The sequence below is a fragment of the Bradyrhizobium frederickii genome (assembly GCF_004570865.1).
Taxonomy (GTDB): domain Bacteria; phylum Pseudomonadota; class Alphaproteobacteria; order Rhizobiales; family Xanthobacteraceae; genus Bradyrhizobium; species Bradyrhizobium frederickii.
This window is the reverse complement of sequence record NZ_SPQS01000003.1, coordinates 116,530-130,597: the sequence shown is the minus strand read 5'-3', so window position 1 is coordinate 130,597 and position 14,068 is coordinate 116,530. Positions and strand designations below refer to the sequence as shown.

Sequence of the window (14,068 nt, the reverse complement as noted above, 5' to 3'; positions counted from 1 at the left end):
GGGCCGATCAGAAAAAATTTCGGCCCCGGGCACGTCGCACAACCCATGCATTCCTCCAAAACTATTCGTTATTGACAAACTTATTTGCCTATATCTAATTTACCTCCAGGACGATCAGCCGCGCCATGCGGCCAATAAGAGAGAGGGAACAACGATGAGAGGGCTTCTGGCCTGCGCCATGCTCGCGGCCATGACTTCGGCTGCCATGACCACAGCGGCGACCGCGCAAGTCTCCGACGATGCGGTGCGGATCGGCGTGCTGACCGATCTGTCGAGCTGGGGCCGCGACAATTCAGGACCGGGCTCGGTCGAGGCCGCAAAGATGGCGGTGGAGGAGTTCGGGCCGACCGTGCTCGGCAAGCCGATCGAGATCGTCAGTGCCGACCACCAGATGAAAACCGACGTCGGCGTGCAGATCGTGCGCGGCTGGTTCGACAACGGCAAGGTCGACGCCGTCGTCGACATTCCCAATTCCGGCATCGCGATCGCCGTGCACAACATGGTACGCGAGCGGGGCAAGATCGCGCTGCTCTCCGGCCCCGGCGCCAGCTCGCTGACGGACGAGCTGTGCAGCCCGAACACCGTGCACTTCACCTACGACACCTATGCGCTGTCCAAGGTGACGGCGTCTGCCGTGATCAAGGAAGGCGGCAAGTCCTGGTACTTCATCACGGCCGATTACGCCTTCGGCCAGCAGCTCGAGAAGGACGCCACGCGCTTCGTCAACGAGATGGGCGGCAAGGTGCTCGGTGGCGTCAAGCATCCGACCAACACCGCGGACTTCTCCTCCTTCGCGCTGCAGGCGCAGAGCTCCAAGTCCGATGTCGTGGCCTTCGCCAATGCCGGCCAGGACACCGACAATGCGATCAAGCAGTCCGGCGAGTTCGGCCTCGTTCAGGGCGGCCAGAAGCTGGTCGGCCTCCTGATGTTCGACACCGACGTGCACGCGATCGGCTTGAAGGCCGCGCAGGGCACCTACATGACCACGGCCTCCTACTGGGCCATGGACGAGGCCACGCGTGCCTGGTCCAAGAAATTCTACGAGCGCACCAAGGTGATGCCGACCATGATCCAGACCGGCGTCTACGGTTCCGTGCTGCACTATCTCAAGGCCATCAAGGCCGCCGGCACCGACGAGTCCGCCAAGGTGATGGCGAAGATGCGCGAGCTGCCGATCGAGGATATCTTCGTCCATGGCGGCAAGTTGCGCGAGGACGGCCGCGTCATCCGCGACATGTATCTCGCCAAGGTGAAGACGCCCGAGCAATCGAAGGAGCCGTGGGACTATCTGGACATCGTCAAGACGGTGAAGGGAGAAGACGCCTTCCGCCCGGTCTCCGAGTCCAAATGTCCGCTGCTGAAGAAGTGAGGTCCAGATGACCGGCAACGAGCATAGCGCAAGCGAAACCTACGAGTGCGATGTGCTCGTGGCCGGATCGGGCTGCTCCGGCATGTCGGCCGCGATCACCGCCCGGTCCCGCGGCCTCGACGTCCTGATCGTCGAGAAGGAGCCGCGCTTCGGCGGCACCACCGCCCGCTCCGGCGGCTGGCTCTGGATTCCCGGCACCTCGCTGGCGAAGGCCTACGGCATCGAGGAGACGCCGGAGCAGGCCCGCACCTATCTGCGGCACGAGGCCGGCAACAACTTTGATGCGGCGCGCGTCGATGCATTTCTCTCGGCCGGCCCCGAGGCGGTCGATTTCTTCACCACCAAGACGGCGCTCCGCTTCGACATGCCGCTGGTGTTTCCGGACTATCACGCGGAGGCACCGGGCGGCGCGCAGGGGGGCCGTTCCATGGTGACGCGTCCGTTCGACGGCCGCGAGCTCGGCGACCTCATCAAGTCGCTGGGCATGCCGCTGCCCGAGCTCACCGTGTTCGGCATGATGCTGGGAAGCGGCAAGGAGATCATCCACTTCATGCGCGTGACGAAGTCGCTGACGTCGGCGGTCTATGTCGCCAAACGCCTGTCGCGGCACCTGATGGACGTGCTGCGCTACGGCCGCGGCATGACCTTGACCAATGGCAATGCGCTCGCCGGGCGCCTCGCCAAATCCGCACTCGACCTGAAAATTCCGATGTGGCTGTCCTCGCCGGTGCGCGAGCTGACGGTCGAGAACGGCGCTGTCACCGGCGCCATCGTATCGCGCGAGGGACGCGAGGTCCGCGTCCGCGTGCGCCAGGGCGTCGTGCTCGCCTGCGGCGGCTTCCCGCACGATGTGGAGCGGCGCAGAAAAATGTTTCCGCACGCACCGACCGGCAATGAGCATTTTTCGCCAGGGCCCACCGGCAACACCGGCGACGGCTTACGTCTTGCGGAGCGCGCAGGCGGGCATGTCGAGGACCGCCTGCCGAACGCGGCAGCCTGGGTGCCGGTGTCGCTGACCACGCGCAAGGACGGCTCGAAGGGCGTGATGCCGCATTTCATCGACCGCGCCAAGCCCGGCGTGATCGCGGTGATGGGCGACGGCAAGCGCTTTGCCAATGAAGGCAATTCCTATCACGACTTCGTCCAGGCCATGGTCAAGGCGGCCAAGCCGGGCGAGGAGATCGCCGCGTTCCTTGTCTGCGATCACAAGACGCTGCGCAAATACGGCCTCGGCTGCGTGCCGCCCTTCCCGATGCCGCTGGGCCATCACCTGAAGTCCGGCTATCTCATGCGCGGCGACACGCTGGAAGCGCTGGCGGCCAAGGGCGGCATCGACGCCCGGTCCTTCGTCGAGACCGTCAGGCAGTTCAACGCGACGGCGCCGCAAGGCCATGACGCGGCCTTCGGCAAGGGCTCGAAGGCCTATAACCGCTACCAGGGCGATGCGCTGCATGGCCCGAATCCCTGCGTCGCACCGATCGAGAACGGGCCGTTCTATGCCATCAAGATGGTGATCGGCGATCTCGGCACCTATGCCGGCATCGTCACCGACGCGAACGCGCGGGCGCTCGACGCCGAGGGCCGCGTCATTCCCGGGCTCTACGCGGCCGGCAACGACATGGCGAGCATCATGGGCGGCAATTATCCCGGGGCCGGCATCACGCTTGGGCCGGCGCTGACCTTCGGTTACATTGCCGGCCGTCATCTCGCCGACAGCGCCGCCAAGCGCGAGGCGGCGTAAGCCAAGCGCATCGGAGGCGCATGAAGAGAGAAAGCCGCGGCATCCAGTCGATCGAGGTCGGCGGAGAACTGCTCCGCGCGCTCGCACGGTGCGGCGAGCCGATGATGCTGCGCGATCTCGCGCGCGAAGCCGGCATGGCGCCGGCTAAGGCGCACCCCTATCTCGCCAGCTTCTCGCGCATCGGCCTGATCGAGCAGGACGAGACCACCGGCCGCTACGAGATCGGCGCGCTGGCGCTGGAGCTCGGGCTGATCAGCCTGCGCCGGCTCTCCGGCGTGCGCATCGCAAGGCCGAGGATCGCCGCGCTCGCCGGCCAGATCGGACATGCCGTGTCTCTCGCTGTTTGGGGCACGCACGGCCCGACCGTGGTCCAGCTCGAAGAGCCGGCCCAGCCGGTCCACATCGTCATGCGCGTCGGCTCGGTAATGGCGCTGCTGGAGACCGCGACCGGCCGGGCCTTCGCGGCGTTCCTGCCGGAAAAGACGATCACCGCCGCGCTCGAGAGCGGGCTCGACCGCCACGGCGTCGGCTACAATCCGAAGCGCGTGGTCAAAGGCGTCAAGGTCGCGGAGATGCTGACCGAGGTGCGCAAGCACGGCCTTGCCCGCGCCCTCGGCGATCCCCTGCCCGGCGTCAACGCCTTCTCGGCCCCGGTGTTCGACCATTCCGGCCACGTCGCGCTGGTCATCACCGCAATGGGCCCCGAAGGCACGTTCGATGCGCGCTGGGACAGCCCGATCGCGCATGCGCTGCGGGATTGCGCCGGCGGCATCTCGAAGCGGCTCGGCCACGGCATCACGGTGGCGGCGGAGTGAAGAGCAAACGTCCCGCAACCCCCGCTGTCATGCCACGCGAATGCGGGGCATCCAGTACGCCGCGGCTTCTCGATATAATCACAGGCGTCTCGGAGTACTGGATCGCCCGGTCAAGCCGGGCGATGACAGCGAGAATGGAACCGCGGGCCTACTTATCCCTCACCGGCACCGTGTAGTTCAGGATCAGCCTTCCGCCATCGGGATAGATCGTCTGTCCAGTGATGTAGGAGGCATCGTCGCTCGCCAGGAACGCCACGACGGAGGCCACCTCGCTCGGCTCGCCGCCGCGGCCGGCTGGCGTGCGTGACATTACGGTCTTGCGGGCGTCCTCCGAGGTATAGATCGACGACTTCACCATGTCGGTCAAAATCGTGCCCGGTCCGACCGCCACCACACGAATGTTGTGCGGGGCGAGCGCAACGGCGGCAACCGACGTCAGCTGCTTCATGCCGCCTTTGGACATCGCATAGGTCGCCAGCGCCGGGATCGCCAGCAGCGCATTCACCGAGGACATGTTGATGATGACGCCGCCACCGCCTTGCGCGATCATTTGCCTCGCCGCCGCCTGCACGCCGAAGAACGCGCCCTTCAAATTGATGCCGATGATCTCGTCGAACTCCTCTTCGGTGATGTCGAGGATGTCCCGGTTGCGGGCGACGCCGGCATTGTTGACCATGATGTCGAGCCGGCCGAACTCCTTCACGGCGGTCGCGACGAGCTGATCCACATCGGCTCGCTTGGCGACATTGCCGACCACGGTGCGCAAGGCGTCCGGCCGCCCCAGCTCGGCAGCCGCCGCGGCGAGGCCTTCCGCATCGACATCCGAGATGACGACCTTGACGCCGTCGTCCAAAAATCTCTTCGCGCAGGCCTTGCCGATGCCGCGCGCCGCACCGGTGATGGCGGCGACCTTGCCGGATAGTCTCATGGGCTGCTCCAGGACTTGTGACGATCTCGCGGACGCGTTCACGCAAAGGCGCGCGGGCGCAGTCCGGCGTGAAACCAGGTGATCATGGAATAGATGTCGTAGACCGGCAATCCCACCTCGGCCTGAAGCGCCGCGGCGTAAGGCGGCATGTTGGTGCATTCGAGCACGATGGCGCCGACATCGGGATTCTCGGCGACCAGCTGCTTGCCGGCCTCGACCACGTCACGCTCGGCCTGCGCGATGTCCATGTCGTCCTTCTCGGCCTTGATCAGGACGCGAAAGAACTCCTTGCCGTTCTCGGTGCCGACCACCGGCGTATCGAGCGGCACCCCGGCGCCTTCGAGATGGGCCGGCGTCAGGGTCGAGCCCGACACCGTGACGAGACCGACGCGCTTGCCCGGCGGCAGGGTCGCCTGCACCCACGGCACCTGCATCAGCGACGATGTCGCGACGGGAACGCCGATTGCGGCCGCGATTTCCTTCTGGAACAGCGAGAGGAAGCCGCAATTGGTGGTGATGGCCTCAGCCCCCATCCGCACCAGGTCCTTGGCCGCATCGATGAAATCGGGCAGCAGGCCGGCCGCGCCCTTCAGCACCACTTTCTCGGGCGAAGCCCCGCTCACCACGCGATAAAGGACGGGGAACGGCCAGGTGGTGCCGTTGCCCATGTCGCCGGGAATCCGCGGGAAGCGCGCCTCCAGCATCAGGATGCCGAGCGGCGCGCCATAGATGGCCTTGCCGCCACGGGCAATGCGGGAGGACGAACGGGCTGAGTTGGTCATGCGGCGACCTCAGAGGAAACGTTCGGGCGCGAAGGGGAGAAGCGGAATTTCAGGCTGCCTGCCGCTGAGGAGCTGCGCGACGAGGCGGCCGGTACGGGCCGAGCCGACCAGGCCGACATGGCCATGGCCGAAGGCATAGACGATATCGCGCGAGGCGCGCGCATAGCCGATGCAGGGTCGTCCATCCGGCATGCTCGGCCGATGGCCGAACCAGGTCTTGATGCGCGAGGCCGGAATATCCCTCGGCAATTTCGGGAACATGCCGAGAAGATGTTCGCGCAGAATCTCGGCGCGTTTCCAGTTTGGCGCGGCCTCGAGGCCCGCGATCTCGACCGTGCCGGCGGCGCGCAGGCCCCTGTTGGTCCAGTTCACCACCATCTTGGCGTCGGACGCCATCATCGAGCTGCGCGGGCCCGATTCCGGATTCTCGATCATGACGTGATAGCCGCGTTCGGTCTCGAGCGGCAGTGGATCGCCGACCGATGCCGTCAATTGCTTCGACCGCGCGCCCGCGGCAATCACGGCGGCATCGCAAGCAATCTCGCCGGTCTCGGTGACGACAGCCACCAGCTTGTCGCCGTTCAGCCTCAAGCCGGTCGCCTTGGCCCGCACGTGCTTGGCGCCGCTGGCGATGGCATGGTTGGCGAGCGCCGCGACATAAGCCCCGGGATCGCGGCAGCGGCCGGCTTCTTCCACCACCACGCCAAAGGTATAGCGCGGATGCAGATCCGGCTCGCGCTGGCGCATCTCGTCGGCGTTGAGTTCCAGCCATTCGACGCCGACCTTCCTGCGCAGCCGCCAGCCGAGATCGTTGTCGAAATTGCCGCGCGACGGGAACACATGCATCACGCCGTTACGCTCGATCAGCTCCGGGACGCCCGCCTCTTCCGCCAGCTTTCGGTGCAGCAGCGGTGCATCCTTCAAGAGATCGCGCAGCGCGAACGCCGTCGTCTCGACCCGCGCCGCCGTCCAGCCCGAGAGCAGATATTTGACCAGCCAGGGCAGCGCCTTCGGCAAATAGGACCAGCGGATCGCGAGCGGCCCGAGCGGGTCCATCAGATAGCCCGGCACCTTCCTCCAGATGCCAGGCTCCGCCGGCGGGATCACCGAGTGCGACGACAGCCAGCCGGCATTGCCATAGCTCGCGGCCTGTTCGCCGCCCGGCTCCCCCGGATCGATCAGCGTGACGCGATGGCCCTCGCGCAGCGCCTCGATGGCGCTGATCACCCCGACCGCGCCGGCCCCGATGATCGCGACGTGGCGGCTGGCCGCCACCGCCTTAAGCCTTCACCGCGGGCGTGAAATCCTTGCTCACCGAAATCGCACGAGGATCGATGATGCAATGGAGGATCGACGGCTTGCCCGAGGCGAGCGCACGCTCGAACGCCGGCGCGAACTCCTCGGTGCGCTCGACCCGCTCGCCATGGCCTCCGAACGCCTTCGCATACATCGCGAAATCCGGGTTCTTGAGTTGGGTGCCGACGACGCGGCCGGGATAGTCGCGCTCCTGATGCATACGGATGGTGCCGTATTGCGAATTGTCGACGACGATGACGATCAGGGCTGCGTCATATTGCACGGCGGTCGCGAATTCCTGGCCGTTCATCAGGAAGCAGCCATCGCCGGCGAAGGCGACGACGATTCGATCCGGATATTGCCGTTTCGCAAGCACCGCGGCCGGCACGCCGTAGCCCATCGAGCCCGAGGTCGGCGCCAGCTGCGCCGCAAAGCTGTGGAAGCGATGATGACGGTGGATCCAGCCGGCGTAGTTGCCGGCGCCGTTGCAAACGATGGCGTCCTTCGGCAGGCGGTCGCGCAGCCAGGTCATCACCTCGCCGTACTGGAACCTGCCCGGCAGCTCGCGCGCCTTGTCGGTCCAGGCGAGGTAATCGGCATGCGCCTTGGCGGCTTCGCCCTTCCAGGCCACTGCGCCTAAGGGTTTCAGCGTCTCGACGGCGGCCGCGAACGCGGCAGGCGTTGCCTGGATCGCCAGCGCCGGCTGATAGACGCGGCCGAGCTCTTCCGAGCCCGGATGCACATGGATCAGTTTCTGCTTCGGCGCGGGAATGTCGAACAGCGTGTAGGACGAGGACGGCATCTCCGACATGCGGCCGCCGATCAGCAGAACGACGTCGGCGTGATCGATGCGCGCCTTCAGGCCCGGGCTCGGCCCGATGCCGAGATCGCCGGCATAATGCGAATGATCGGCATCGATCAGCGAGGCCCGGCGGAACGAGGTCGCGACCGGCAGGTCGAACCGCTCGGCGAAGCGCGCGATGCTCTTGGTCGCTTCATCGGTCCAGCGCGAGCCGCCGAGGATGACCAGCGGCGCCTTGGCGCTGGCCAGCGTCGCACCGACCTGCTCAATGTCGGCCGGCGCGGGCCAGCTCACCGCCGGCTCGATGCGCATGGCATCGGCAACGGCCGCGGTCTCGGTCAGCATATTCTCCGGCAGCGCGATCACCACGGGACCGGGCCGGCCCTGCATGGCGACGCGGAAGGCGCGCGCCACCAGCTCCGGGATGCGGTCGGGACGATCAATCTCGACCGCCCATTTCGCCATGGAGCCGAACACCGCCTTGTAGTCGAGCTCCTGGAACGCCTCGCGCTCGCGCATGCCGGTGTCGACCTGGCCGACGAACAGGATCATCGGCGTCGAATCCTGCATCGCGATGTGGACGCCGTGGCTGGCATTGGTCGCGCCGGGGCCGCGGGTGACGAAGCAGATTCCAGGCCGACCGGTGAGCTTGCCATAGGCTTCCGCCATCATGGCCGCGCCGCCCTCGGCGCGGCAGATCATGACGTCGATCGGGCTGTCATGCAGCGCATCGAGCGCGGCGAGATAGCTCTCGCCCGGCACGCAGGTAACGCGCTCGACGCCTTGCGCGACGAGCTGATCGATCAGGATCTGGCCGCCGGTGCGGGTGTTGCGGATGGTCATGACGGCTCCCTCAAGGCTCTGGCGATGCGCCATTATTCGGCAACTGCGTAAGACAGGCCGAGAGCGCGCGCAAGGTCGAAAGGCTTCCCGCAGCCTGCGCGGACGTCATGCCCGTCGGTGCCGTTTGCACGACCGCCCATTCGTCGGCCCGATGGAGGGATGCGGTTGATATACCGCCTTCTGCTTGTCCCGGACGCGCCGCAACGCCTCTTAGCGTTGCGGCGCAGAGCCGGGACCCAGAGCCGGCACGGCACGCAGCGAGATGGGCCCCGGCTCTGCAGCGCACCGGTGCGGCAGGCACGAAGCTCCCGGATATAGCTCCCCTCATCCGAGCTACGTAGCGCCCGCTAGGCATGCCTTTGCGACGGCTACCGAGCTTCGACGTCTTCGGTTACGATCCGGCCGGACCACATCGTCGAGGACACCGGGAATGCAGACCATCGGCCTGATTGGCGGCATGAGCTGGGAGAGCACGGCGCTCTATTACAAGCTGATCAACGAGCGCGTCCGCGAACGCATGGGCAAGCTGCATTCCGCCCCGCTGCTGCTGTATTCCTACGATTTCGAAGAAATCAAGCAGATGCAATATGCGGGCCGCTGGAGCGAGGCCGCGGCCAGCCTGGCCGAGGTGGCGCGGCGCCTCGAAAGCGCCGGCGCGCGGGCGATCGTGCTGTGCACGAACACGATGCACAAGCTCGCGCCCGAGATCGTCTCCAGCGTGACCATCCCATTCATTCACCTTGGCGATGCGACGGCGCAGCGGATTCGGGCGAAAGGCTATCGGCGGGTCGGGCTGCTCGGCACCAGGTTCACGATGGAGGAAGACTTCTACGTCGATCGGCTGCGCGCGCACGATCTCGACGTGCTGGTTCCTCCCACTGAGACGCGCGCCGACGTGAACCGCATCATCTACGACGAGCTGTGCCTCGGAATCGTCGCCGATGCTTCGCGTCGTCGCTATCAGGACGCGATGGCAGCGCTGGTCGCCGCAGGCGCGGAATGCATCATCCTCGGCTGCACCGAGATCACGATGCTGGTCGGCCCCGATGACACGTCGGTCGAGACGTTCGACACCACGGCCATTCACGCCGAGACGGCCGCGGATTTCGCAATCGGGTGATCCTGAACAAGGCCACGCGCCACCTCGTGCAGCGACCTGCGGCGCGCCGGATGCGCCAGCAGCTCGGCCCACACAAGCGACCGGGCTACCGGATCGCCCGACCTGATCGAGCGATGACACCGGGACGCAACGTCGCCCTCACCCGTCCTTCTTCCGCGCGCTTGCCAGCAGCACCAACATGAACGAGGCCGCCGTCATCAGCGTCGAGATCGCGGCGATGGTCGGGTCGATCTCGTCGCGCAGCGCGGTGAACATGCGCTTGGTCAGCGGCTGATACTGGCCGCCCGAGATGAACAGCGCGACGATGGTCTCGTCCATCGCCGAGATGAAGGCGAAGATGCCGCCGGCGACCACGCTGGACTTGATCTGCGGCAACGTCACCGCAAAGAAGCTGCGGAGGCGGTTCATGCCGAGGCTGCGCGCCACCATCTCCTGCGCCGGATCGAAGCTCTGCAGGCCTGCAAGCACCGAGATGACGACGTAAGGCAATCCCAGCATCACATTCGCCAGCACGAGGCCGGGCATGGTCGCGACCAGGCCGACCTTGGCATAGACGAAGAAGATGCCGACCGCGGTGATGATGATCGGCACCACCAGCGGCAGCAGCAGCGCCATGTGGATCACGCGCATGATGCGCAGCCTCGATTGGCTGATGGCATAGGCGGCGGCCACCCCACACGGCGTCGCGATCAGGACGGTCAGGACCGCGACCGTCACCGTCACCTGCGTCGCTTGCATCCAGGCGGGGTTGGCGAAATATTGCTGGTACCAGCGCAGCGAGAACGACGGCGGCGGGAAGGTCAGGAAGCGCGCGCTGGAGAACGAGATCGGCACGATGATCAGAACGGGGAGGATCAGATAGACCAGCACCAGCGCGCTGATCGCGTAGAGGACGATGCGTGCGGGCGAGGAGCGCGTCATTTCTGCCCCAACACGCGATCGAGCGAGATGAAGCGGCTGACGACGAAGAAGATAGCGAGCACGCTGAGGAGCAGCACCACCGCGACGGCGCTGGCGGCGCCGAACTGGTTGTAGAGCTCGACATTGCGGCTCACCAGCATCGATACCATCACGGTGCGGCCGCCGCCCAGCAATTCCGGCGTGATGTAGAAGCCGAGGCAGAGCACGAACACCATGGTGCAGCCCGCGAGCACGCCCGGCAGCGACAGCGGCAGGAACACGCGGACGAACGTCAGCGACGGGCTCGCGCCCAGGCTGGCGCCGGCCTGCATCAGCTCGTTCGGGATCTTCTGCATGGTCGCATAGAGCGGCAGCACCATGAAGGGAAGCAGGATGTGCACCGTCGCGACGACCGTGCCGAAGGTGTTGTGGACCAGCGCGAGCGGCTCGGAGATCCATTCGAGATGGCGCAGGAACTGGTTGATCACGCCGCTGCGCTGCAGCAGCACCAGCCAGGCATAGGCGCGCACCAGCACGCTGGTCCAGAACGGCAGCACGACCAGCGACAGGATGAGGATGCTCCAGCCTTTCGGCAGGGCGTTGGCGAGATAGGCGACGGGATAGCCGAGCAGCAGCGCAATCAACGTGACCGCGAGGCTGATCTCGAAGGTCAGCGCAAAGCTGCGCCAATAGATGTCCTCGGTGAAGACGCGCCGATAATTCTCCAGCGTGAAGCCGTCATGGTAGATCGACTGCCAGGCGAGCCAGCCGACCGGCAGCACGATCAGAGCCAGGATCACGAGCAGCGCCGGCGACACCAGCGCCAGCATCAGCCCGTGCTCACGGCGCTGATGCTTCTGCGATGGATCTGGCACGGACGTCATCAACGCTGGCATCGCTGGTCTCGGTTGCTACACCTCTCCCGCCTGCGGGAGAGGTCGGATCGCGAAGGCGATCCGGGTGAGGGCATTCTTCCTCTTGGAGAGTCTTTGCTGTCGAGACACCCTCTCCCCAACCCTCCCCCGCGCGCGGGGGAGGGAGTGCAGCGTCCTTGCCGATGCACCCACGGGTCATCTCCTCTTTCGCCTCACTTCTGCATGAACGACGCCCAGCGCTTCTCGGCGGCTTCCCCGGCGGACGAGGACCACCAGGCGTAGGACATCAACGCCTGCTTGGCCGCATTGGCCGGCTCGCTCGGCAATTGCGCGGCACGCTCGGGCTTGATCACGCCGGTCTCGAACGCCTTGGGATTGCCCGGGCCGTAGTCGATATGGAGCGGCAGATTGGCCTGGTGCACGGGATCGACGGCCTCGTTGAGAAATTTCACGGCGGTGGCGAGATTGGGCGCGCCCTTGAGGATGCAGAGCGAGGTGCTCTGCAGGATGCCCTGGTTGTAGGTGAAGGCGACCTTGGCGCCTTCCTTGGCGACCGCGCTGACGCGGCCGTTCCAGGCCATCTCCATGTCGACTTCGCCGTCGTTGAGCAGCTGCGCCGACTGCGCGCCCGAGGTCCACCACACCGTGATATGCGGCTTGATCTCTTCGAGCTTCCTGAAGGCGCGGTCGACGTCGAGCGGATAGAGCTTGTCGGGCGCGACGCCGTCGGCCATCAGCGCCGCCTCGAGCGTGGCGATCGGATGGTTGCGCAGCGCGCGGCGGCCCGGGAATTTCTTCACGTCCCAGAAATCCGCCCAGCTGTTCGGCGCATCCTTCGGAAACGTCTTCTGGCTGAAGGCGAGCACGCTGGAATAGAATTCGTAGGAGACGGAGTATGGACTGCGATACGCCTCCGGCATCGCCGCGGCGTTGGGGATCTTCGAGAAATCGAGCTTCTCGATCAGGCCCTGCTCGCCGCCGCGCAGGCAATAGCCGGTCGGGGTGTCGACGACGTCCCAGATCGGCTTGCCGCTGCCGACCTGCGTCTTGATCGCCGGCCAGGCGTCGGGAATCGAATCCTGATTGATGGTGATGCCGAGCTTCTTGGCGGAGGGATCGAGGATCGCCACCGTCTGCGCCTGCTGATAGGCCCCGCCTTGCGAGACGAAGGTGATCTGCTCGGCGGCATTCGCCGCGGTGCCGCTGAGCGCGATTGCTCCCAGCAAAGCGCAACCAAATCCGCAATTACGTATCGCCGTCATTTTCGCCTCCTCCAAAGAGATCTCACCGACCGATCGCATCGAGAAACTGGTACCAGCCGGCGACCATGCGCACGGCGGGCTCACGCAGCGGGTAGAGCGGAATCGTCTTCATCCGGCTGACGTCGAGCAGGCCGACATCGGGGCTTTCGCCGCGTACGAAAGCGGCGAGATAGCGGCCCATCAGGCTCGACATCGCAACGCCGGCGCCGTTGTAGCCCAGCGAGACCAGCGTGCGGTCGTCGAGGCGGCCGATATGGGGGACCGAGTCCAGCGTCATCGCGACCAGGCCCGACCATTTGTATTCGAGCGGGACCTCGGCGAGATCGGGGAAGATGCCGACCATCGCCTTGCGAAGTGCGTCGAACGCGGCTTGCGAGTCCTGCTTGCCGAAGGCGCCGCGGCCGCCGAAAATCACGCGGTTGTCGACCATGCGGAACCAGCGCATCATGCGCTTGGTCTCGGTATAGGTGCGCCCCGTCGGCATCAGTCTTCCTGCAAGATTGCGCGGCAGCTGCGCGGTTGCAACCATGGCGCTGCGGAACGGGACCAGCGTGCGCTGCAGATGCGCGGTGGCGCCAGTGAGGTCGGAATAGCTGTTGGTGGCGATGATCGCCTGTCTTGCGCGCACGGCACCTTGCGGCGTCTCGGCGACGATGCCGTCCTTCTCGCGCCGCAGCCTCATGACGGGCGACTCCTGGAAGACGGAGACGCCGCGACGCGCGACGCCGTCGGCGAGGCCACGCAGGTAGTTCAACGGATGGATGCCGCCGGAGCCGGGATTGAGCACACCGCCGACGAAGATGTCCGAGCCGGTCTCGTCACGCACCGCGTTCTTGTCGAGGATGCGGACCTCGGCGGAGCCCATCTCGCGCGTCATCCAGTCCGCTTCGTCGATCGCGGCCCGGAGCGTCGTCTCATTATGCGCGGCCTTGACCTGGCCGGTGCGAGTGAGATTCGCACTCGCGATGTCGAATTCGGAGACGAGCTCCTCGACCATGTCGGTCGATTCATGCGCGATCTCGTACATGCGTCGTGCCATGGCGCGGCCATGCACGGCGTCGATCTCACGAAACGAGAGGCGGAACTTTGCGGTGATCACGCCGCCGTTGCGTCCGCTCGCGCCCCAGCCGGGGCGGTTGGCCTCGAGCACGATTGGCACGAGGCCGCTCCTGGCGATGTGGTGCGCCGCGGAGAGCCCCGTATAGCCGGCACCGATGATCACGACATCCGCCTGCTGATCGCCCGACAGCACGGGAAAATCGCGCGCCGGCGCCGCCGTGGCTTCCCACAGCGAGTTGGCCGACGGCAGCGCGCTCCAGTCCCGTGTCATGCCCG

12 protein-coding genes are annotated in these 14,068 nt (G+C 66.1%); 4 read left to right on the top strand and 8 right to left on the bottom strand.

The window, feature by feature from the left end; translation table 11 throughout:
* Positions 1-154 precede the first annotated feature (154 nt).
* The 3 genes from E4K64_RS06100 to E4K64_RS06090 are packed head-to-tail and all read left to right on the top strand — an operon-like array spanning position 155 to position 3,925.
* Positions 155-1,369, top strand: a complete 1,215-nt coding sequence (locus E4K64_RS06100; protein WP_135162651.1) for an ABC transporter substrate-binding protein — start codon at positions 155-157, stop codon at positions 1,367-1,369.
* Positions 1,370-1,376: 7 nt separating this feature from the next.
* Positions 1,377-3,110 (top strand): FAD-dependent oxidoreductase, encoded by a 1,734-nt coding sequence (locus E4K64_RS06095; RefSeq protein ID WP_135162650.1) that lies wholly within the window; start codon positions 1,377-1,379, stop codon positions 3,108-3,110.
* A 20-nt stretch (positions 3,111-3,130) separates the two neighbouring features.
* A complete protein-coding gene (locus tag E4K64_RS06090) occupies positions 3,131-3,925 on the top strand; it encodes an IclR family transcriptional regulator (RefSeq protein ID WP_135162649.1) in 795 nt (264 codons plus the stop codon).
* A gap of 148 nt (positions 3,926-4,073) precedes the next feature.
* On the opposite strand, the gene E4K64_RS06085 is transcribed toward E4K64_RS06090, so the two are convergent.
* Genes E4K64_RS06085 through E4K64_RS06070 form a run of 4 tightly spaced genes read right to left on the bottom strand, consistent with a single transcriptional unit; the run spans position 4,074 to position 8,576 of the window.
* Positions 4,074-4,853, bottom strand: a complete 780-nt coding sequence (locus E4K64_RS06085) for an SDR family NAD(P)-dependent oxidoreductase (RefSeq protein ID WP_135162648.1) — start codon at positions 4,851-4,853, stop codon at positions 4,074-4,076.
* A 38-nt stretch (positions 4,854-4,891) separates the two neighbouring features.
* A complete protein-coding gene (locus tag E4K64_RS06080) occupies positions 4,892-5,635 on the bottom strand; it encodes an aspartate/glutamate racemase family protein (protein WP_135162647.1) in 744 nt (247 codons plus the stop codon).
* Between the two features lie 9 nt (positions 5,636-5,644).
* Positions 5,645-6,910 (bottom strand): NAD(P)/FAD-dependent oxidoreductase, encoded by a 1,266-nt coding sequence (locus E4K64_RS06075; protein ID WP_135162646.1) that lies wholly within the window; start codon positions 6,908-6,910, stop codon positions 5,645-5,647.
* 4 nt (positions 6,911-6,914) lie between these two features.
* A complete protein-coding gene (locus tag E4K64_RS06070; protein WP_135162645.1) occupies positions 6,915-8,576 on the bottom strand; it encodes a thiamine pyrophosphate-binding protein in 1,662 nt (553 codons plus the stop codon).
* 430 nt (positions 8,577-9,006) lie between these two features.
* Between E4K64_RS06070 and E4K64_RS06065 the strand changes: the two genes are divergently transcribed.
* Positions 9,007-9,696, top strand: coding sequence for an aspartate/glutamate racemase family protein (locus tag E4K64_RS06065; RefSeq protein WP_135162644.1), 690 nt, complete (start codon positions 9,007-9,009; stop codon positions 9,694-9,696).
* A 138-nt stretch (positions 9,697-9,834) separates the two neighbouring features.
* Here E4K64_RS06065 and E4K64_RS06060 read toward each other — a convergent pair whose 3' ends face one another.
* The 4 genes from E4K64_RS06060 to E4K64_RS06045 all read right to left on the bottom strand — a co-directional run bounded on the left by E4K64_RS06060 (position 9,835) and on the right by E4K64_RS06045 (position 14,063).
* Positions 9,835-10,617 (bottom strand): ABC transporter permease, encoded by a 783-nt coding sequence (locus tag E4K64_RS06060; RefSeq protein WP_135162643.1) that lies wholly within the window; start codon positions 10,615-10,617, stop codon positions 9,835-9,837.
* Positions 10,614-11,426, bottom strand: coding sequence for an ABC transporter permease (locus E4K64_RS06055; RefSeq protein WP_135162989.1), 813 nt, complete (start codon positions 11,424-11,426; stop codon positions 10,614-10,616). Before E4K64_RS06055 ends, E4K64_RS06060 begins: the two co-directional genes overlap by 4 nt.
* Positions 11,427-11,683: 257 nt before the next feature.
* Positions 11,684-12,733, bottom strand: a complete 1,050-nt coding sequence (locus tag E4K64_RS06050; RefSeq protein ID WP_164718304.1) for an ABC transporter substrate-binding protein — start codon at positions 12,731-12,733, stop codon at positions 11,684-11,686.
* A 22-nt stretch (positions 12,734-12,755) separates the two neighbouring features.
* Complete coding sequence (locus E4K64_RS06045) at positions 12,756-14,063, bottom strand: NAD(P)/FAD-dependent oxidoreductase (protein WP_167771836.1); 1,308 nt, start codon at positions 14,061-14,063, stop codon at positions 12,756-12,758.
* Positions 14,064-14,068: the final 5 nt, after the last annotated feature.

Bases quoted from the DNA above. Each gene is read 5' to 3' on its own strand.
- E4K64_RS06100 (WP_135162651.1), top strand. From the start codon at position 155: ATGAGAGGGCTTCTGGCCTGCGCCATGCTCGCGGCCATGACTTCGGCT.
- E4K64_RS06095 (WP_135162650.1), top strand. From the start codon at position 1,377: ATGACCGGCAACGAGCATAGCGCAAGCGAAACCTACGAGTGCGATGTG.
- E4K64_RS06090 (WP_135162649.1), top strand. From the start codon at position 3,131: ATGAAGAGAGAAAGCCGCGGCATCCAGTCGATCGAGGTCGGCGGAGAA.
- E4K64_RS06085 (WP_135162648.1), bottom strand. From the start codon at position 4,853: ATGAGACTATCCGGCAAGGTCGCCGCCATCACCGGTGCGGCGCGCGGC.
- E4K64_RS06080 (WP_135162647.1), bottom strand. From the start codon at position 5,635: ATGACCAACTCAGCCCGTTCGTCCTCCCGCATTGCCCGTGGCGGCAAG.
- E4K64_RS06070 (WP_135162645.1), bottom strand. From the start codon at position 8,576: ATGACCATCCGCAACACCCGCACCGGCGGCCAGATCCTGATCGATCAG.
- E4K64_RS06065 (WP_135162644.1), top strand. From the start codon at position 9,007: ATGCAGACCATCGGCCTGATTGGCGGCATGAGCTGGGAGAGCACGGCG.
- E4K64_RS06060 (WP_135162643.1), bottom strand. From the start codon at position 10,617: ATGACGCGCTCCTCGCCCGCACGCATCGTCCTCTACGCGATCAGCGCG.
- E4K64_RS06055 (WP_135162989.1), bottom strand. From the start codon at position 11,426: ATGCTGGCGCTGGTGTCGCCGGCGCTGCTCGTGATCCTGGCTCTGATC.
- E4K64_RS06050 (WP_164718304.1), bottom strand. From the start codon at position 12,733: ATGACGGCGATACGTAATTGCGGATTTGGTTGCGCTTTGCTGGGAGCA.
- E4K64_RS06045 (WP_167771836.1), bottom strand. From the start codon at position 14,063: ATGACACGGGACTGGAGCGCGCTGCCGTCGGCCAACTCGCTGTGGGAA.